At 35.3% G+C, this 14906-nt stretch carries 14 protein-coding genes and 1 tRNA gene; all 15 read right to left on the bottom strand.

All coding sequences use genetic code 11. From position 1 onward, the window contains the following. Positions 1-17: 17 nt before the first annotated feature. A tRNA-Glu gene (locus tag KB197_RS00075) sits at positions 18-89 on the bottom strand. A gap of 88 nt (positions 90-177) precedes the next feature. After that, positions 178-657: a sigma-70 family RNA polymerase sigma factor gene (locus KB197_RS00070; protein WP_064275844.1), complete on the bottom strand. Its 480-nt coding sequence runs from the start codon at positions 655-657 to the stop codon at positions 178-180. 120 nt (positions 658-777) lie between these two features. Further along, the gene (ftsH, locus tag KB197_RS00065) at positions 778-2736 is read right to left on the bottom strand and encodes an ATP-dependent zinc metalloprotease FtsH (protein WP_004269827.1); all 1959 of its coding nucleotides are present in this window, start codon (positions 2734-2736) and stop codon (positions 778-780) included. Positions 2737-2751: 15 nt separating this feature from the next. Then, a complete protein-coding gene (gene hpt, locus KB197_RS00060) occupies positions 2752-3294 on the bottom strand; it encodes a hypoxanthine phosphoribosyltransferase (RefSeq protein WP_000892170.1) in 543 nt (180 codons plus the stop codon). Positions 3295-3298: 4 nt separating this feature from the next. Continuing rightward, positions 3299-4576 (bottom strand): tRNA lysidine(34) synthetase TilS, encoded by a 1278-nt coding sequence (tilS, locus tag KB197_RS00055; protein WP_212573909.1) that lies wholly within the window; start codon positions 4574-4576, stop codon positions 3299-3301. Then, positions 4573-5841, bottom strand: coding sequence for a serine hydrolase (locus tag KB197_RS00050; RefSeq protein ID WP_212573910.1), 1269 nt, complete (start codon positions 5839-5841; stop codon positions 4573-4575). Before KB197_RS00050 ends, tilS begins: the two co-directional genes overlap by 4 nt. Then, on the bottom strand, positions 5834-5956 hold the full coding sequence (locus KB197_RS00045) for an SP_0009 family protein (RefSeq protein WP_000429334.1): 123 nt from the start codon (positions 5954-5956) through the stop codon (positions 5834-5836). The genes KB197_RS00050 and KB197_RS00045 overlap by 8 nt, the downstream gene beginning before the upstream one ends. A gap of 4 nt (positions 5957-5960) precedes the next feature. Further along, positions 5961-6329 carry a septum formation initiator family protein gene (locus tag KB197_RS00040; protein ID WP_212573911.1) on the bottom strand — a complete coding sequence of 123 codons (369 nt, stop codon included), beginning with the start codon at positions 6327-6329 and terminating at the stop codon, positions 5961-5963. Beyond that, positions 6322-6588, bottom strand: a complete 267-nt coding sequence (locus KB197_RS00035) for an RNA-binding S4 domain-containing protein (RefSeq protein ID WP_001234978.1) — start codon at positions 6586-6588, stop codon at positions 6322-6324. Before KB197_RS00035 ends, KB197_RS00040 begins: the two co-directional genes overlap by 8 nt. A gap of 57 nt (positions 6589-6645) precedes the next feature. Beyond that, a complete protein-coding gene (gene mfd, locus KB197_RS00030; RefSeq protein WP_064276845.1) occupies positions 6646-10149 on the bottom strand; it encodes a transcription-repair coupling factor in 3504 nt (1167 codons plus the stop codon). Then, positions 10150-10719: an aminoacyl-tRNA hydrolase gene (gene pth, locus KB197_RS00025; RefSeq protein ID WP_064276844.1), complete on the bottom strand. Its 570-nt coding sequence runs from the start codon at positions 10717-10719 to the stop codon at positions 10150-10152. Between the two features lie 71 nt (positions 10720-10790). Then, positions 10791-11906: a redox-regulated ATPase YchF gene (ychF, locus tag KB197_RS00020; protein WP_064276843.1), complete on the bottom strand. Its 1116-nt coding sequence runs from the start codon at positions 11904-11906 to the stop codon at positions 10791-10793. An 84-nt stretch (positions 11907-11990) separates the two neighbouring features. Beyond that, on the bottom strand, positions 11991-12185 hold the full coding sequence (locus KB197_RS00015; RefSeq protein WP_000285186.1) for a DUF951 domain-containing protein: 195 nt from the start codon (positions 12183-12185) through the stop codon (positions 11991-11993). 64 nt (positions 12186-12249) lie between these two features. After that, complete coding sequence (gene dnaN, locus KB197_RS00010; protein ID WP_000581173.1) at positions 12250-13386, bottom strand: DNA polymerase III subunit beta; 1137 nt, start codon at positions 13384-13386, stop codon at positions 12250-12252. A gap of 158 nt (positions 13387-13544) precedes the next feature. Next, positions 13545-14906, bottom strand: coding sequence for a chromosomal replication initiator protein DnaA (dnaA, locus tag KB197_RS00005; RefSeq protein ID WP_064276842.1), 1362 nt, complete (start codon positions 14904-14906; stop codon positions 13545-13547).

The raw sequence follows: 14906 nt of genomic DNA, 5'->3' as shown, positions 1-14906 counted from the left end.
TCAACCGCAACATACCATAGTCCGTACGGGATTCGAACCCGTGTTACCGCCGTGAAAAGGCGGTGTCTTAACCCCTTGACCAACGGACCTGAGTTGTTTTCAACTCTTACTATTATACAGACTTTTCTAACTTTGTCAACAACTTTTTTAAACTTTTTATGTTTTTTGTATGACTTCCTAATGAGTTCGGATATCAAACTCCTTAAACACAATACGTAAGTCTCTTAATACTCTTTGACGCCCTCGGAAACGTTCATTTCTTAAGACGCGTTCTAACTCTTCTTGTTTGTCTTTACTTTGTTTGTTTCTATAATTTCTTAGTGTCTCATGAAAGAGATAATAATCATCTAGCCACAGACCTTCCTCACTGATACGATGACTGATCTCACCTACTTCTTCATAAGGTTCTTTATCATATCTACGCTTCTGGCTTTCTTGTTTACGGATATAGTCTAAAATTCGATTACGGAATTTAGTTTTGAAGTATTTACGTAAACGAGGAAGATCTTCTACTAGCTCTTCTTCTCTACTGATCAATTCATGCAAGCAAATCATTCCCTCTTGGTCCCAATCCGATAGCTCCCATAAATGAAGGTAATATTCATTTCTACACTTATATACAATGCCTTGAACTTCTTTATACAATTCTTTAAACATAACGTTCCCCTTTCTAGATACAGTCTAACAAATAATGAAGCTAATCGGTGCCATTTCACCTATTCTCTTCCATTTAACGCCTCAACTGCACAAAAAAGAGAGGTCTTGCCTCTCTCAGGGTTATTTTTCATCATTCATTTTTGACTTTACTTCATCATAGGATAGTGCATGTGATTCCTCTTCGACTGTTTCAGGCATCTTTCCTGTTTCATAAAGAGCTTTAATTTGTGTACTATCCAATGTTTCGTATTTCAATAATGCTTCTGCAATCAACTTGTGAGTTTCACGATTTGATTGGATGATTTCAGCAGCTTTATTTCGTGCTTCATTTAATAATGAGCGAACCTCTTCGTCAATTTCATAAGCTGTTTGTTCTGAAATTGATTTTTGAGGACTCTGTGCACCAAACATAGCATGGTTTCCTTCATATTGTACTGGGCCAAGTTTTTCACTCATACCGTACTCTGTAACCATTGCACGCGCCATTTGTGTCGCTTGTTCAAAGTCGTTTGAAGCTCCTGTAGTTTGGACATTAAAGATAATTTCTTCAGCTACACGGCCACCCATTAAACCAGCCAATTGCTCTTTCATATCTTCTTTAGATAGAAGCATTTGATCTTCCTTAGGAAGTGCAATCATGTAACCACCTGCACGGCCACGTGGTACAATTGTAACCTTATGGACAACGCGGGCATTCGACAAGACTAAACCAACAATAGTATGTCCAGCCTCATGGTAGGCAACCAATTCACGTTCTTTTTGTGAAACTGTCTTATCTTTCTTAGAAGGACCAGCAATAACTCTATCTTCTGCTTCATCAATATCTGAAGCATCAATTATCGATTTATTTCGACGAGCAGCAACTAGAGCCGCCTCATTCAATACATTCTCTAAATCAGCACCAACAAAACCTGGAGTTTGTTGGGCAACTAATTTCAAATCAACATCTTCTGCTAAAGGCTTGTTCTTAGCATGAACTTTCAAGATTGCTTCGCGACCTTTAACATCAGGACGGCCAACCAATACTTTTCTATCAAAACGTCCTGGACGCAAAAGGGCAGGATCAAGTACATCTGAACGGTTTGTCGCAGCGATAACGATAATCCCTTCATTTCCCTCAAAACCGTCCATCTCAATCAAGAGTTGGTTCAAGGTTTGTTCACGTTCGTCATTTCCTCCGCCAAGACCAACTCCACGTTGACGTCCAACAGCATCAATTTCATCGATAAAGATAATAGCCGGTGCTGCTTTTTTGGCATCTTCAAAAAGAGAACGAACACGACTAGCTCCAACTCCGACAAACATTTCTACAAAGTCAGAACCTGAAATACTAAAGAATGGAACACCTGCTTCTCCGGCTACTGCCTTAGCAAGCAAAGTTTTACCTGTTCCTGGAGGTCCCTCTAGAAGGACACCTGCTGGAATACGCGCTCCAAGTTTTGTAAACCGTTTTGGATCTTTTAAAAATTCAACAACTTCAACTAGTTCTTGTTTTTCTTCTTCAGCTCCAGCAACATCTGAAAATCTTACTTTAATATCTTCTTTATTTGCAGCTTTAGCCTTACTACGTCCAAAACTCATCGGGTTACGGCTATTATTTCCTCCCATATTTCCCATCATAGAGAATAGGAAGAAGAAAAGAATACCGAATGGCACAATGGATACAAGAATATTAATCCACATACCACTTGAACTTTCATGCTTAACAGTTACTTCCGCTTTATGGTCAGAAGCAAGCTTTTGTAATTCTGATACCGTCGTATCTGAAGGAAGAATGATGCTTGAAAATTTCTCTACTGTTGTAGCAGATGGAGAAAAGAACTGAATGCCTGTTTCTTCTTTACTTGTTTTAGGATTTTTATAAACACCTGAAACTTCGATAACACTGCCATTTGGTTGGTAAGTCAATTCTTTTACATTGTCATCGGTAATTTCTTTTACCAATTCTGTATAATTAATTTGCTCACTTTTCCCTGCAACACTACCTGTACTAAAATACTGGTAACTTGTAACTAGGAAAAAAATAAGTAATAACCATAGAAAAGGATTTTTAATTAAACCATTATTTTGTTTTTTCATTAAAAATTGTTCTTTCTAATTTGAATATACTTCTTCTTTCAATACTCCAACATAAGGAAGGTTACGATAATTTTCTTTGTAGTCTAAACCATAACCTACTACAAACTCATTGGGAATAGTAAAGCAAGTATAGTCTGCCTCAATTTCTACAACACGTCCTTCTGGTTTATCCAACAAGGTTGCAATGTTAACAGAAGCAGCTTCTCTTTCAATAAACATATCTCGCAAATTCTTCAAAGTTTGTCCTGTATCAATGATATCCTCTACAAATAGAACATGTCTTCCTTTGATATCTTGAGTTACATCTTGCTTGATATTAATGACACCACTACTTGCTGTTCCACCATGATAGCTAGAAACCATCATAAAGTCCATTTCAATATGTGTATCAATATGTTTAACCAATTCAGCCATAAAAGGGATAGATCCTTTTAAAATCCCAATTAAAATCGGATTTTTTCCTGCATAGTCTTTAGTTAGTTGGGCACCTAATTTTTTAGCAGCTTCTGTAATTTCATCGTGTGAAACGAGAATTTTTTTAATATCGTTTTCTAACATTTTTTTACCTATCTATTTTTTCTATATAAAGTACAGTGTTCATTATATCATTTTTCGTGTTTTTACTCAAATTACTGGTCGCAATTCCCAAAATTGAGACAATTTCACCAAATTGCTCAATAATCAGAGCTGATTTTCGCTTTTCCATAGGGATTTTCAAATCAATAAATAGACGTCTGAGTTTTTTTCTATATCCATTTTGAATCAAACAATCTCCTATTTTTCGATGACGAATGTGTATTGATGTTTCGCGTGAAACAGGTACCTGCTGAATTAATTCACCTTCTAAAGGAAGTCCAAAGGAAAATAAATATCCTTGATAAGATACCTGATTTTGATAGTGTAACACAAGTTCATCTTCCTTTTCATCAGACTGAGGACTGATTTTACAAATCCGAAACTGTTGATACTCTTTTACTAATTCATAACCATTTTTAAGCAGATGACGATACTGGCTTTTAGTTTTTAAAATTTGTCTAACTTCTTCAAACTGAGCTTTTGTAAGATTCAAATCTGGAAAACGATTCAGATAAGTTTGAAGTAAAACTCTTTGTGTCGACTCAGAGTAAGATAATAGCTGATCTAAATTTTCTACATCAATATTCTTTGATAATTCAGCTATAGCTAAGTCATAATCTAAAATTTCATTACCGATGCTTAAGATTGCATTTCTAAATCGAGGATTTTCTTTTTCTAATTCTGGTAAGTATGAGTTTCGAATACGATTGCGAAAATAATGATTTTCCTGATTTGATATATCTTCAAAGTGGAAAATTGGTGGAAAGTCTTTTTTCTGAAAATACAAGAAGGGCCGAATGATTTCTATCTCTCCGACTACTTGCTTCTCCTTAATTCCTGATAGATAGCGCAAACGAGTGCCTCGAATCAAACGCATCAAAATCGTTTCCACCTGGTCATCAGCATGGTGAGCAGTGACTAAGGCTGTCGCACCTGTCTTTTTCATAACCTCTTGAAAAAAATCATAACGAAAATTTCGAGCACGCGCTTCAGAAAATTCTCCTGAAAAATTGCTGATATAAATAGGAAGCTCTGCTTCAGCAGCTAACTTCCTTAATTCCTGTTCTTCCCAATCTGATTCTACTCTCTGCTTATGATTCACATGAGCTAGAATCAATTCAATTTCTAACTCTTTGTTATAGGTAGACAATACCTTAAATAGAAACATAGAATCTAATCCACCAGAAAGAGCTAGCACCACCTTAGTATGCTTTTTGAAATATCCCTTCTTGAGAAAATGATTTAAAAAATCTTGTTCCCTCATTTTAGAACCTCATAAACATCCTTGGCTATCTTAGAAATCGTATTATAATCAGAATTTTTAGTGAAAATAGAAAGAATAAATGGAGAATCTGCATAGACAACACCTGTATCATGCTTAAATTCGTCTGCATCTCCAATTTTATGAGCTACTTTAACAGATACACCTTTGGCAATTCGCTCATTATCAAAATCTGTTTTAGTCAAAGACTCTAGCACAAATCCATTTTGATTATAAATAGCTTCCATAACTTTCCCAGCCATTTTAGAAGAAATCAATTTTTCTTTTAAATCCCAATCATCTCCCATAATAGCAGACATCTTGGATTTAAATGTGGCATCAGATTGGTTTGAAATGTAATATCCCAATAAATTATGAGCTACATTATCAGATTCTTTTGATACTTTTGTGATTAAGTCCTTTATAGAATACTCTTTATTATCCTCTTTTTTAGGGAGACTACCACTTCCCTCTGGTTTATAAGAACCTGGAAAATCATTGACTGCTGATACGTATTTTACAGTCGTGTCTAACTGATAAAGACCCTCATTTATTTTTTCTTGCGTATAGTAGAGATAAGGTAATTTTAAAATGCTAGCTGCATACATCTTTTCATCTTGATTGATACCAGCTTCTTTTCCAGTAGTCAGTTGCTTAACATAAATAGAGAAAGAAGCTTTCTGATATTTTTCAGATAATATTTCTTGCACTTTATTCATCCGATTATCTTCTTCAGAAGTTAATTCCTTATCTATCCATCCAACTTGATCAATATGTAGAAATTCTTTCCCTTCTACAAACATGGTCTTATCAATTGAAACTTGCGAATAAGCTGATAAGGATGATTTCACTTCTTTTAAATCATAAGGACTGTTATACAGTTTAAAATCAGATTCTAACCATACTTTTTTTATTGTTGGAGTTACCTCTGACTGATCATATAAAAATCGTTTGTCTGCAGCAATAAATTGATGATTGGATAACTTAAATACTGGAATTCCTTGTTTATTTAAACGCCACTCGGTTATTTGAAAACTTGTTTGGGGAGTCAATTTTCCAGATTCCACTACTAAATCTTCATTCGCATAAACAGGAACCTCTCCATAAACCATGGGAGAACTTAATTTTTCTCTAAAATAAATACCAAAGTCAGATTGTGAAAGGTAATAAATTTCTTTTGAAGTATAGACTACTTCTTTTTCTGTGCTAACGACTTTTGAAATGGTCAAAAAACTCGGTAACAACAAAATAATTAAGAATTTACGCATTCTTCCTTTCCTTTTCTTCTTGTAAACGCAATAATTGATTTTTATCAGCCAACTCTTCCAGCTTTTCATCCGATAGACTCAAAAATTGCTCAATTACGTCTAATAAATTTTCCATTTCATCACCTTGGAAGCAAGTCAGGAATCGTATAAACAGCTTCCCGATTCTTAGAATAATAATATTTTGCACGCATGTATTTAGTAGCGTAATCTTCATCTTTCAACTTTGTAGCAAAAGCTGTCTCTTTCTCCTTTTCCTCACTCAAGGTTTGATACTGAGTTTGCAAGTCTGATAACTGTTGACGTCTTTGGAGTAATTGGTGATAACTTTGAGCAAGATTATAAGTTGGTAAAATGAACAATAAAATCATCAAAATAAGAACCCACCCCATGAAACGATTACGTTTTTGTCGTTCCTTCATCAGATAGCGACGACGTTGATGTTCATTTTGAATAAAAGAATTATTCAATTGTACGATATTTTTAGACATTTTCTTCTACCCGTGTTTCACTGATAATTTCATACATGCCTGCTGCATCTTCTTTTTTTGTACTATCTTTCATCTCCAGTACTTTTACAAGTAGCAACTTATTGCCAAAGCGAATTTCAACTTGATCATTAACTTTCAAATCCGTTGAACTTTTGGCCAAGATTCCATTTACCTTGATTCTGCCTTTATCTGCTACTTCTTTTGCGACTGTACGACGCTTGATAATTCTTGATACTTTTAAATATTTGTCTAATCTCATTTTTATTACCTCAAATTATTATTGTATCATTTTTATCTACTTTATAGAAGAAAAATGTTAAAGGGAATTGCCTTCTTTCGACACTTTTATCTCTAATAAACTTTCTCCAAAAATCAGCAGACCTTCTAAAATTTCATAGTCCTTCTTGTTTCGAACATCAAATACAACTTCCATTAATCCCTTATTCTCAGCTATGGCTGCTTTTAAGTTCGTTGCGGATAAAGCTTTGAAATAATCTTGAGCCAAGAACAGTCGCTGAGTGATTTTTTCAAATTGAACTGTAATCTTATTGTCTTTTCTTTCCACACGTTCTACAAATACCTTATCCAAATATGACTTGACCAAACCAATTTCTAAAAGATAAGCAACCACATCTGGGTATTCTCCAAAACGGTCCATCAGCTCTTCTTGTAACTCCTCATAATTGACACGGTTGTCAATTTGACGAATTTTCTTGTAAATTTCAATCTTATGTCGTTGATCAGAAATATAAGTATCAGGAAGATAGGCATCAATTTGTAAAATCAACTCAGAATTCCCTTTGGTTCTTGTGTTCACATTACCATGTCGTTTAGCAATAGCTTCCTCCAATAACTGCGAATACAATTCAAAACCAACAGAATCAATGAAACCAGACTGGGATTTTCCTAAAAGATTTCCTGCTCCGCGAATCGAAAGATCTCGCATTGCAATCTTAAATCCAGAGCCCAATTCTGTAAATCCTTTGATCGCTTCTAATCTCTTCTCGGAGACTTCACTGATTGATTTTTCTGGACGATACATGAGATAGGCATAAGCAATACGATTACTACGACCTACTCTTCCTCTTAACTGATACAAGGTTGACAAGCCCATATGGTCCGCATTCTCAATAAATAAAGTATTAGCATTTGGAATGTCCACCCCTGTCTCAATAATGGTAGTCGTCACTAAAATATCATACTGACCTTCAATGAAATCCAGTAGAGTATTTTCTAACTGAATCTCACTCATTTGCCCATGAACAAAACCAATCGAAGCCTCTGGAATCAATTCCTGTAATTCTGAAACCTTCTGATCAATCGTGTCAACTTTATTGTAAAGATAGTAAACTTGACCTCCACGCTCCATTTCACGCAAGACCGCATCACGAATGACACTATCATTCTTTTCCAAAACATAGGTTTGCACAGGATAGCGATTAGTCGGCGGAGTTTCAATAACAGACAAATCTCTGATTCCCAGCATAGACATGTGAAGGGTACGAGGAATTGGCGTTGCTGTCAAAGTCAGGACATCTACTTGTTTTTTCAATTCTTTCAAGGTTTCCTTATGCTTGACACCAAATCGCTGTTCCTCATCAATAATCATCAAGCCCAAATCAGCAAATACAACATCTTTTGACAAAACACGATGTGTTCCAATCAAAATATCAACTTGACCCTTTTTCAATTTTTCAAGTGTTTCAGTCTGCTCTTTTTTACTTCTAAAGCGACTCAACACATCAATATTAACTGCAAAATTTTGGAATCGTTCCTTAAAATTCGTATAGTGCTGTTGCGCTAAAACCGTCGTCGGAACTAGAACGACAACCTGTTTGTGATCATTGACTGCCTTAAAGGCTGCACGCATAGCAACTTCAGTCTTTCCAAAACCAACATCCCCAACTAAAAGTCGATCCATTGGTTGAGAAGCCTGCATATCTCTCTTGATTTCTTCAACACTACGAAGTTGATCATCCGTTTCAACATAAGGGAAGGCATCATCAAAAGCATGTTGATCCTTATCATCAGCTGAGAAAGCAAAACCCTTCAACTGACTACGCTCAGAATAAAGTTTGATTAAATCGTCAGCTATATCCTCTACCTGGTTCTTTACTTTTTGCTTGGCCTTTTTAAAATGACCGTCATTTAATTTATTGAGTTTTGGAGCTTTCCCATCACTTGAAACATATTTGGACAGTAGATGAATCTGTTCCACTGGGATAGAGATTTGATCCCCATTTTGATACTGGACACTTACATAATCGCGGTGAATTCCCTTGATTTCAATTGTTTCAATTCCTAGATATTGACCAATCCCATGGATATGGTGAACAACATAATCTCCTTTTTCAAGTTCATTGTAATCTTTTAATCTCTCTGCGTTTGAAACATGTTGTCTTCGAAAACGACGTTTCAATTTCTTTTTAAAAATCTCATGTTCAGTTATCAATAAAACCTTTTCATCAACAAAATGAAAACCATGTCTGAGATTACCCTCGATTAAGTTTACAGATTCTTTACAAATACTTGACTTATCTCTGGAATCCAATTTAATCTGATATTCCTCTAAAACATCCTCCAATGTTTTACTTCCCATTGAATTGCTAGACTGAAGAATAATAGTGTAATTCATTTTTTTGTATCGATCAATTTCTTCTTTTAGAAAAGAAAATTGATTGAAAAACTCTTGCATGGGATATTGATTAAATTGATAAATTTGATCAAACTTGAGATTTCCTAACCCCTTTTGCAGGTTAGAGAAAAAGGTAACCGGACTCTGTTTTTTATAGATTTGCTCTGTATCTGCAAAATACTGCATCTCAGAAAATGCTTTACTGTTCTGTAATTCTTCTGTAAAGTATTGTGCTAACTCCCTTTCAAAGACTTCATACTGATTCATCAATTTCTGATAATCATCAAAGAATACTGGGGTATCTTTTTCAATATAGTCAAAAACAGTCCATGTCTTGTCATAACACAAAGATAAAAACTTCCTAGAATCTAAATAAATTTGTTTTTGATGAAAACTTGAAAGAATTTCTTCTAAGTATGATTTTAAAATAGGTGATAACGTTTTTGAAATTTGTTTTTCTAAAGCTGACTGACCTCGTTGATAATCCTTTTCTCTCAAAAGCATATCACTAGCTGGAAAGATGGTGAGTTCTGTCTGATTTTCTTTCGATAATTGTGTTTCGACTTCAAATGACCTAATACCATCGACTTCATCACCAAAAAACTCAATTCGGAAAGGTTCTAACTGGGATATTTCAAAAATATCTAAAATATCTCCTCGCAGACTAAATTCTCCTTGAGTTTGTACTTGTGTAACTTTTCGATAGCCTATTTCCTTTAACTGATGGATAAGCGCATGTTGGTCATATTCTTCACCAACTGAGATTTTTACAATACTATCTTTGAATACATTTGGAGACGGTAAAATCAATCGACTTGTTGCAATATTACAAACCAAAATCCCTTTCTTAGATGGATCAGTCAAAAAACGCAAGGCTTCGACCCGTGAAATGATTTTTTCTTGTGAAGACATCAAGAACTCGACCATGGGGGAGTCATCTACCAAAAATGGATAGACAAGTTCCTCACCCAAGATAGATAGAAGATCACTAACAAGTCCTTCTGCTTCTCCATAAGTTGACGTTAATAACACAATCTTATCTTCTTTTTCTAAACTGCTTGCAATTGCAAGAGCCTTAGTAGATGTTGATAAGCCAAGTATTAGTTGTCTTTTCTTATCTGTTAAACTTTGATTCCATTTTTTAATCTGATTATTTTCTGAGAATAAATCTAATAAGGTCACCATTTATCCGTTATACCTCTGCATTGTTTTCTCAAAGTTTTTCTCTTGTAAATAATAGTTTACAGCATCGTCAACCTTGTCAATAGACTGTAAAATACCGATATAATCATCCTTGTCAAACTTACTCAAAACATGGTGAACAACTGACATACCATTTTTAGGTCTTCCGATTCCAATCTTAACACGATTAAAGACCTGGGTCCCTATATGTTGAATAATAGACTTGATACCATTATGACCACCTGCGGAGCCCTTTGATCTTAAACGAATCTTTCCAACTTCCATGTCAAGATCATCATAAATAATGAGTAAATCTTCAATATCCAAACCATAGTAAGTCAATAAAGCATGAACAGCTTTCCCGCTTTCATTCATAAAGGTCGTTGGTTTGACAAGATAAATTTTTTCGCCATTAAGAAAAAAAGATGCTAGATCAGCTTGAAATATCTTATCGTGTGTAAAAGTGATATTTTGTTTTTTAGCTAATTGGTCAATCAACATAAAACCAACATTGTGTTTTGTTTCAAAATATTTATCCCCTGGATTGCCCAAGCCTACAAGTAATTTGGTCATTTATTTTTCCTTTCAAAAGCCAAAAGGGTTGGAATTTTTTTCCAACCTAATTGACACTATTCATTAATTTTTTAGACATTAAAGCGGAATTCCATGATATCGCCATCTTGAACGATATATTCTTTTCCTTCTTCACGCAAGCGTCCAGCTTCTTTTACAGACTTTTCAGATCCGTATTTCACTAGATCCTCATATGACATGGTTACTGCACGAATAAATCCTTTTTCAAAGTCTGAGTGGATAATACCAGCTGCTTGAGGAGCCTTCATACCACGTTTGAAGGTCCAAGCGCGAACTTCTTTTTCACCAGCTGTGAAGTAAGTTCCCAGTCCAAGCAAGTGGTAAGCTGCACGAGTCAACTTGTCAACGCCTGATTCTGTCAACCCAAGTGCTTCAAGAAACTCTTGCTTATCTTCATCGTCTAACTCAGAAATTTCTTCCTCAGCACGCGCAGAAATAACGACTACTTCAGCATTTTCTGTCGCTGCAAATTCACGAATTTGTTTAACATAGTCGATAGAGTCAGGTTCTGAAACCACATCTTCATCCACATTAGCAACATAAAGAACTGGTTTAGTGGTCAAAAGGAAGAGACCTTTGACAACTTTTTGTTCTTCATCTGTAAATTCAATAGTTCGAGCTGATTTTCCATCTTCAAGAACAGGTTTAATCTTTTGAAGAACATTAAACTCTGCTACTGATTCTTTATCTTTTTGCGTACGTGCCATCTTTTCTACACGCGCATATCGTTTGTTAACTGATTCTAAGTCAGCAAGAATCAACTCTAGGTTAATAGTATCAATATCTGCCAGGGGATCCACAAAAGCATCTTCACGTCCTTGCTCGCGCATGACATTTTCATCATCAAAAGCACGAACTACATGAACAATCGCATCTACTTCACGGATATTGGCCAAGAATTTATTCCCTAGCCCTTCTCCTTTTGATGCACCTTTTACAATCCCTGCGATATCTGTAAACTCAAATGTTGTTGGAACTGTCTTTTTAGGAGTAATCATTTCCGTCAATTTTTGGAGGCGTTCATCTGGAACTTCTACCATTCCAACGTTTGGATCAATCGTCGCAAATGGGTAGTTTGCTGCCTCTGCTCCTGCTTTTGTAATTGCATTAAATAGTGTTGATTTACCAACGTTTGGCAAACCAACGATACCTGCTGTTAAAGCCATATTTTCTCATTCTCCGTTTTCATTTCAATCCCTAATATTATAACACAAAAAGGGATAAAGTGCTAACCCTCTAACTAAGGGTTCTCAGTCAATAATTTTATTCATTTTTCGATCAAAATCATAGCGCCCCATCATGACAACATGGTCACAATTGCTACATTTGATTTTTATATCTGCTCCTACACGTGTAATTTCCCAACGATTAGCTTTTTTTCCTGTTGACTTGATGGTGCAAGCATGTGGTTTTTTCATTTCAACAAAATTTCCAACTTGATACATACTACTCTCCTTTTCTTTTTCGATTATATCATAAAAGAGGCGAGCTAGGCTCAACCTCTTTCACTTAATTTGTACGAACTGGTGTAATGAGCTGCATGAAGTCCTCATCAGTGTCTGCTGGCACAAGAGTAAATGGACGAACGGCTGAGATAAAGCTAATGGTCACCTTTTCGCTATTTAAAGCCTTAAGGGAATCAATCAAATAAGTTGGATTGAAACTAATGGTCAAATCTTCACCAGTAACTTGATCAGTATCGATTTCTTCGTTTACTTTACCAACTTCTGGAGAGTGAACATGAGCGCTAACAACCCCATCTTTTATTTCAAGTTTTACAGTACCATTTTGAGTAGCACTTGATAAAAGACGAGCACGTTCCATTGACTGGCGTAAGTTTACAACATCAAAAGTAATAGTAGTGTTAAAGTCTGTTGGAATCAAACGATCTGTATCAGGATAGTTACCTTCTAACAAACGAGTATAGAAGCTAATATTTTCGCTTCTAAAGAGGATTTGATTGTTGGCAAAGAAAATCTCTACAGTTTCAATATCGTCTGTAAATACTGCTGAAAATTCGCGTAGAGAACGGCTAGGAATCACGACATCAAAATCATCACTATTTTTTTCAAGCGTTAATTTTTTCTGGCTTAGACGATGAGAGTCTGTTGCAACTGTTTTTAACTCTTTGTGTTGGCTCAATACAAAATGAACACCTGTTAAAATTGGACGACTTTCTTGTGTACTTGCAGCAAAAGCTGTTTCATTGATAATTTTCTTGAGTAATTTTGTTTCAAGAACCAAAGGAGTGCTTGCTGAAATTTCTTGGATTCGTGGATATTGCTCGCTATCTTTTCCTTTTAGGGTAATTTCTGATTTGCCGCTAGTTAAAACAATTTGATTTTGTTCAATTTCTTTAAAATCAAGAGTCACATCAGGTAGACTAGATACCACATTGATGAAGAAAGAAGCTTCAAGAAGGATCGAACCTAAAGAAGTAATTAACAAACCAGCATCTTCATTTTTTTGAGAAATAAAATTTTCAATTGAAATTTGACCATTTGAACCAATTAAAGTAACACCTTCATTGGTTACGTCAATTTTTACGGTTGATAAAATAGGAATAGCATTTTTAGAACTAATAGCTCTCTTAGTTGTATTCAATGCTTGTAGAAATAAATTTTTATTAATTGAAAAATGAATCATGGATTCTCCTTTATTTATTTTTAGTATTAGAAGGATAATAGTAATAATAGAGTCTGTGAAATCTGTGGAAAACAGACTTTAAACAAGTAATATCAAGTTTTTTTGATTGTTTAAAAAATGTGGATAAAAAAGATAATAAAGTAAAAGTTATCCACAAGTTATTTGATTTTCTTTTTGATGGATTCAATTTCTAAGCGTAAATTATCATCTTCATCAATCAAAGATTTAATTTTAGCATGGGCATGAATGACTGTTGTATGATCTTTTCCCCCAAATTCCTTCCCAATTTTTGGAAGACTATTATCTGTTAGTTCTCTAGATAAATACATGGCTACTTGACGGGCTAACACAATATTTTGAAGGCGTCTGCTTCCCTTCATTTCTTTGACACTGACACCATAAAAATTACCGACTTCATTTTGGATTTTATCAATTGGGATGACGAGCATTTGGTTAACATCTTGTTTACGTGCTCGAATAGCCTCTGCAGCGATATCGATTGTGATATCTTTAATCTTCTTCACTCGGGCAATTAAAGTGATGTCGTTGATTGCTCCTTCAAGTTCTCGGACGTTTGAATCAAATTGACCAGCTAGGTATTCTAGGGTATCACTTTGGAAATGGTAGTCTAAATGCTCTGTTTTACTTTGTAAAATGGCAATACGTGTCTCAAAGTCAGGTGGTGTGATGTTTTGCGTCAATCCCCAGCTAAAGCGCGTGACAAGTCTTTCCTCAAGTCCCTCTAAGTGTTTAGGGCTACGATCACTAGTCAGAACAATTTGTTTTTGATTGCTATGGAGAACATTGAAGGTATTGAAAAACTCTTCTTGAGTTGCAACTTTTTTTCCACTCAGCGATTGGATATCATCAATTAACAATAGATCAAGGCTACGGTAAGTTTTTTTGAATTTTTCCATTTCACCCAGTCTCAGGTGTTCAAGAAAGTCGTTGATAAAGCTTTCAGCAGGGATGTACTTCACACGCGCATCAGGAATATTTTTCAAAATCTCATTCCCAATGGCATTGAGTAAGTGAGTCTTACCAAGCCCAGGTCCTCCATAGATAAAAAGAGGATTATAGGTCAAGGCCAAATCTTCAGAGACAGCCAAGGCGGCTGATACTGCCCAAACATTCCCATCCCCTTGGATAAAATTATCAAAGGTATACTTTTCTTTTAATCCAGTATCCGAATAAGGAATAGATGCTAACTTTGGACTATAGTCATAAAGAGTTGAATTTGGAGCTTCTTCAACTTGTGAGACAGTAGTATCTTGAGGTTTGATGAAAATATATTGGGGAGTTATCTCAGCATCATAAATCTCAAAACCAGCTACTACAATGATATCTTTTAGTTGTTTTTCCCAGACCATTTCCATTTCAGATCGTGGTAAAAATATAGTGGCAACATTTTCCTCTACCTTGATGAGTTCAGCTTGAATAGCATAGAAATCATACATGGATCGAGTCAGTCTTTCTTGAGCAAATTCTAAGATACGATTCCAAAATTGTTTTTCTTTCAA

The organism is Streptococcus sp. 11-4097 (assembly GCF_018215285.2).
Classification (GTDB): Bacteria; Bacillota; Bacilli; order Lactobacillales; family Streptococcaceae; genus Streptococcus.
The sequence above is the reverse complement of the archived record's forward strand: the minus strand, read 5'-3'. Positions and strand labels throughout refer to the sequence as shown.

Excerpts from the sequence above, each read along its gene's own strand:
- pth (WP_064276844.1), bottom strand. The coding sequence starts at position 10,719 with ATGACCAAATTACTTGTAGGCTTGGGCAATCCAGGGGATAAATATTTT.
- ftsH (WP_004269827.1), bottom strand. The coding sequence starts at position 2,736 with ATGAAAAAACAAAATAATGGTTTAATTAAAAATCCTTTTCTATGGTTA.
- hpt (WP_000892170.1), bottom strand. The coding sequence starts at position 3,294 with ATGTTAGAAAACGATATTAAAAAAATTCTCGTTTCACACGATGAAATT.
- KB197_RS00070 (WP_064275844.1), bottom strand. The coding sequence starts at position 657 with ATGTTTAAAGAATTGTATAAAGAAGTTCAAGGCATTGTATATAAGTGT.
- KB197_RS00040 (WP_212573911.1), bottom strand. The coding sequence starts at position 6,329 with ATGTCTAAAAATATCGTACAATTGAATAATTCTTTTATTCAAAATGAA.
- mfd (WP_064276845.1), bottom strand. The coding sequence starts at position 10,149 with ATGGTGACCTTATTAGATTTATTCTCAGAAAATAATCAGATTAAAAAA.
- KB197_RS00015 (WP_000285186.1), bottom strand. The coding sequence starts at position 12,185 with ATGTATCAAGTTGGAAATTTTGTTGAAATGAAAAAACCACATGCTTGC.
- tilS (WP_212573909.1), bottom strand. The coding sequence starts at position 4,576 with ATGAGGGAACAAGATTTTTTAAATCATTTTCTCAAGAAGGGATATTTC.
- ychF (WP_064276843.1), bottom strand. The coding sequence starts at position 11,906 with ATGGCTTTAACAGCAGGTATCGTTGGTTTGCCAAACGTTGGTAAATCA.
- dnaN (WP_000581173.1), bottom strand. The coding sequence starts at position 13,386 with ATGATTCATTTTTCAATTAATAAAAATTTATTTCTACAAGCATTGAAT.
- KB197_RS00035 (WP_001234978.1), bottom strand. The coding sequence starts at position 6,588 with ATGAGATTAGACAAATATTTAAAAGTATCAAGAATTATCAAGCGTCGT.
- KB197_RS00050 (WP_212573910.1), bottom strand. The coding sequence starts at position 5,841 with ATGCGTAAATTCTTAATTATTTTGTTGTTACCGAGTTTTTTGACCATT.
- KB197_RS00045 (WP_000429334.1), bottom strand. The coding sequence starts at position 5,956 with ATGGAAAATTTATTAGACGTAATTGAGCAATTTTTGAGTCTATCGGAT.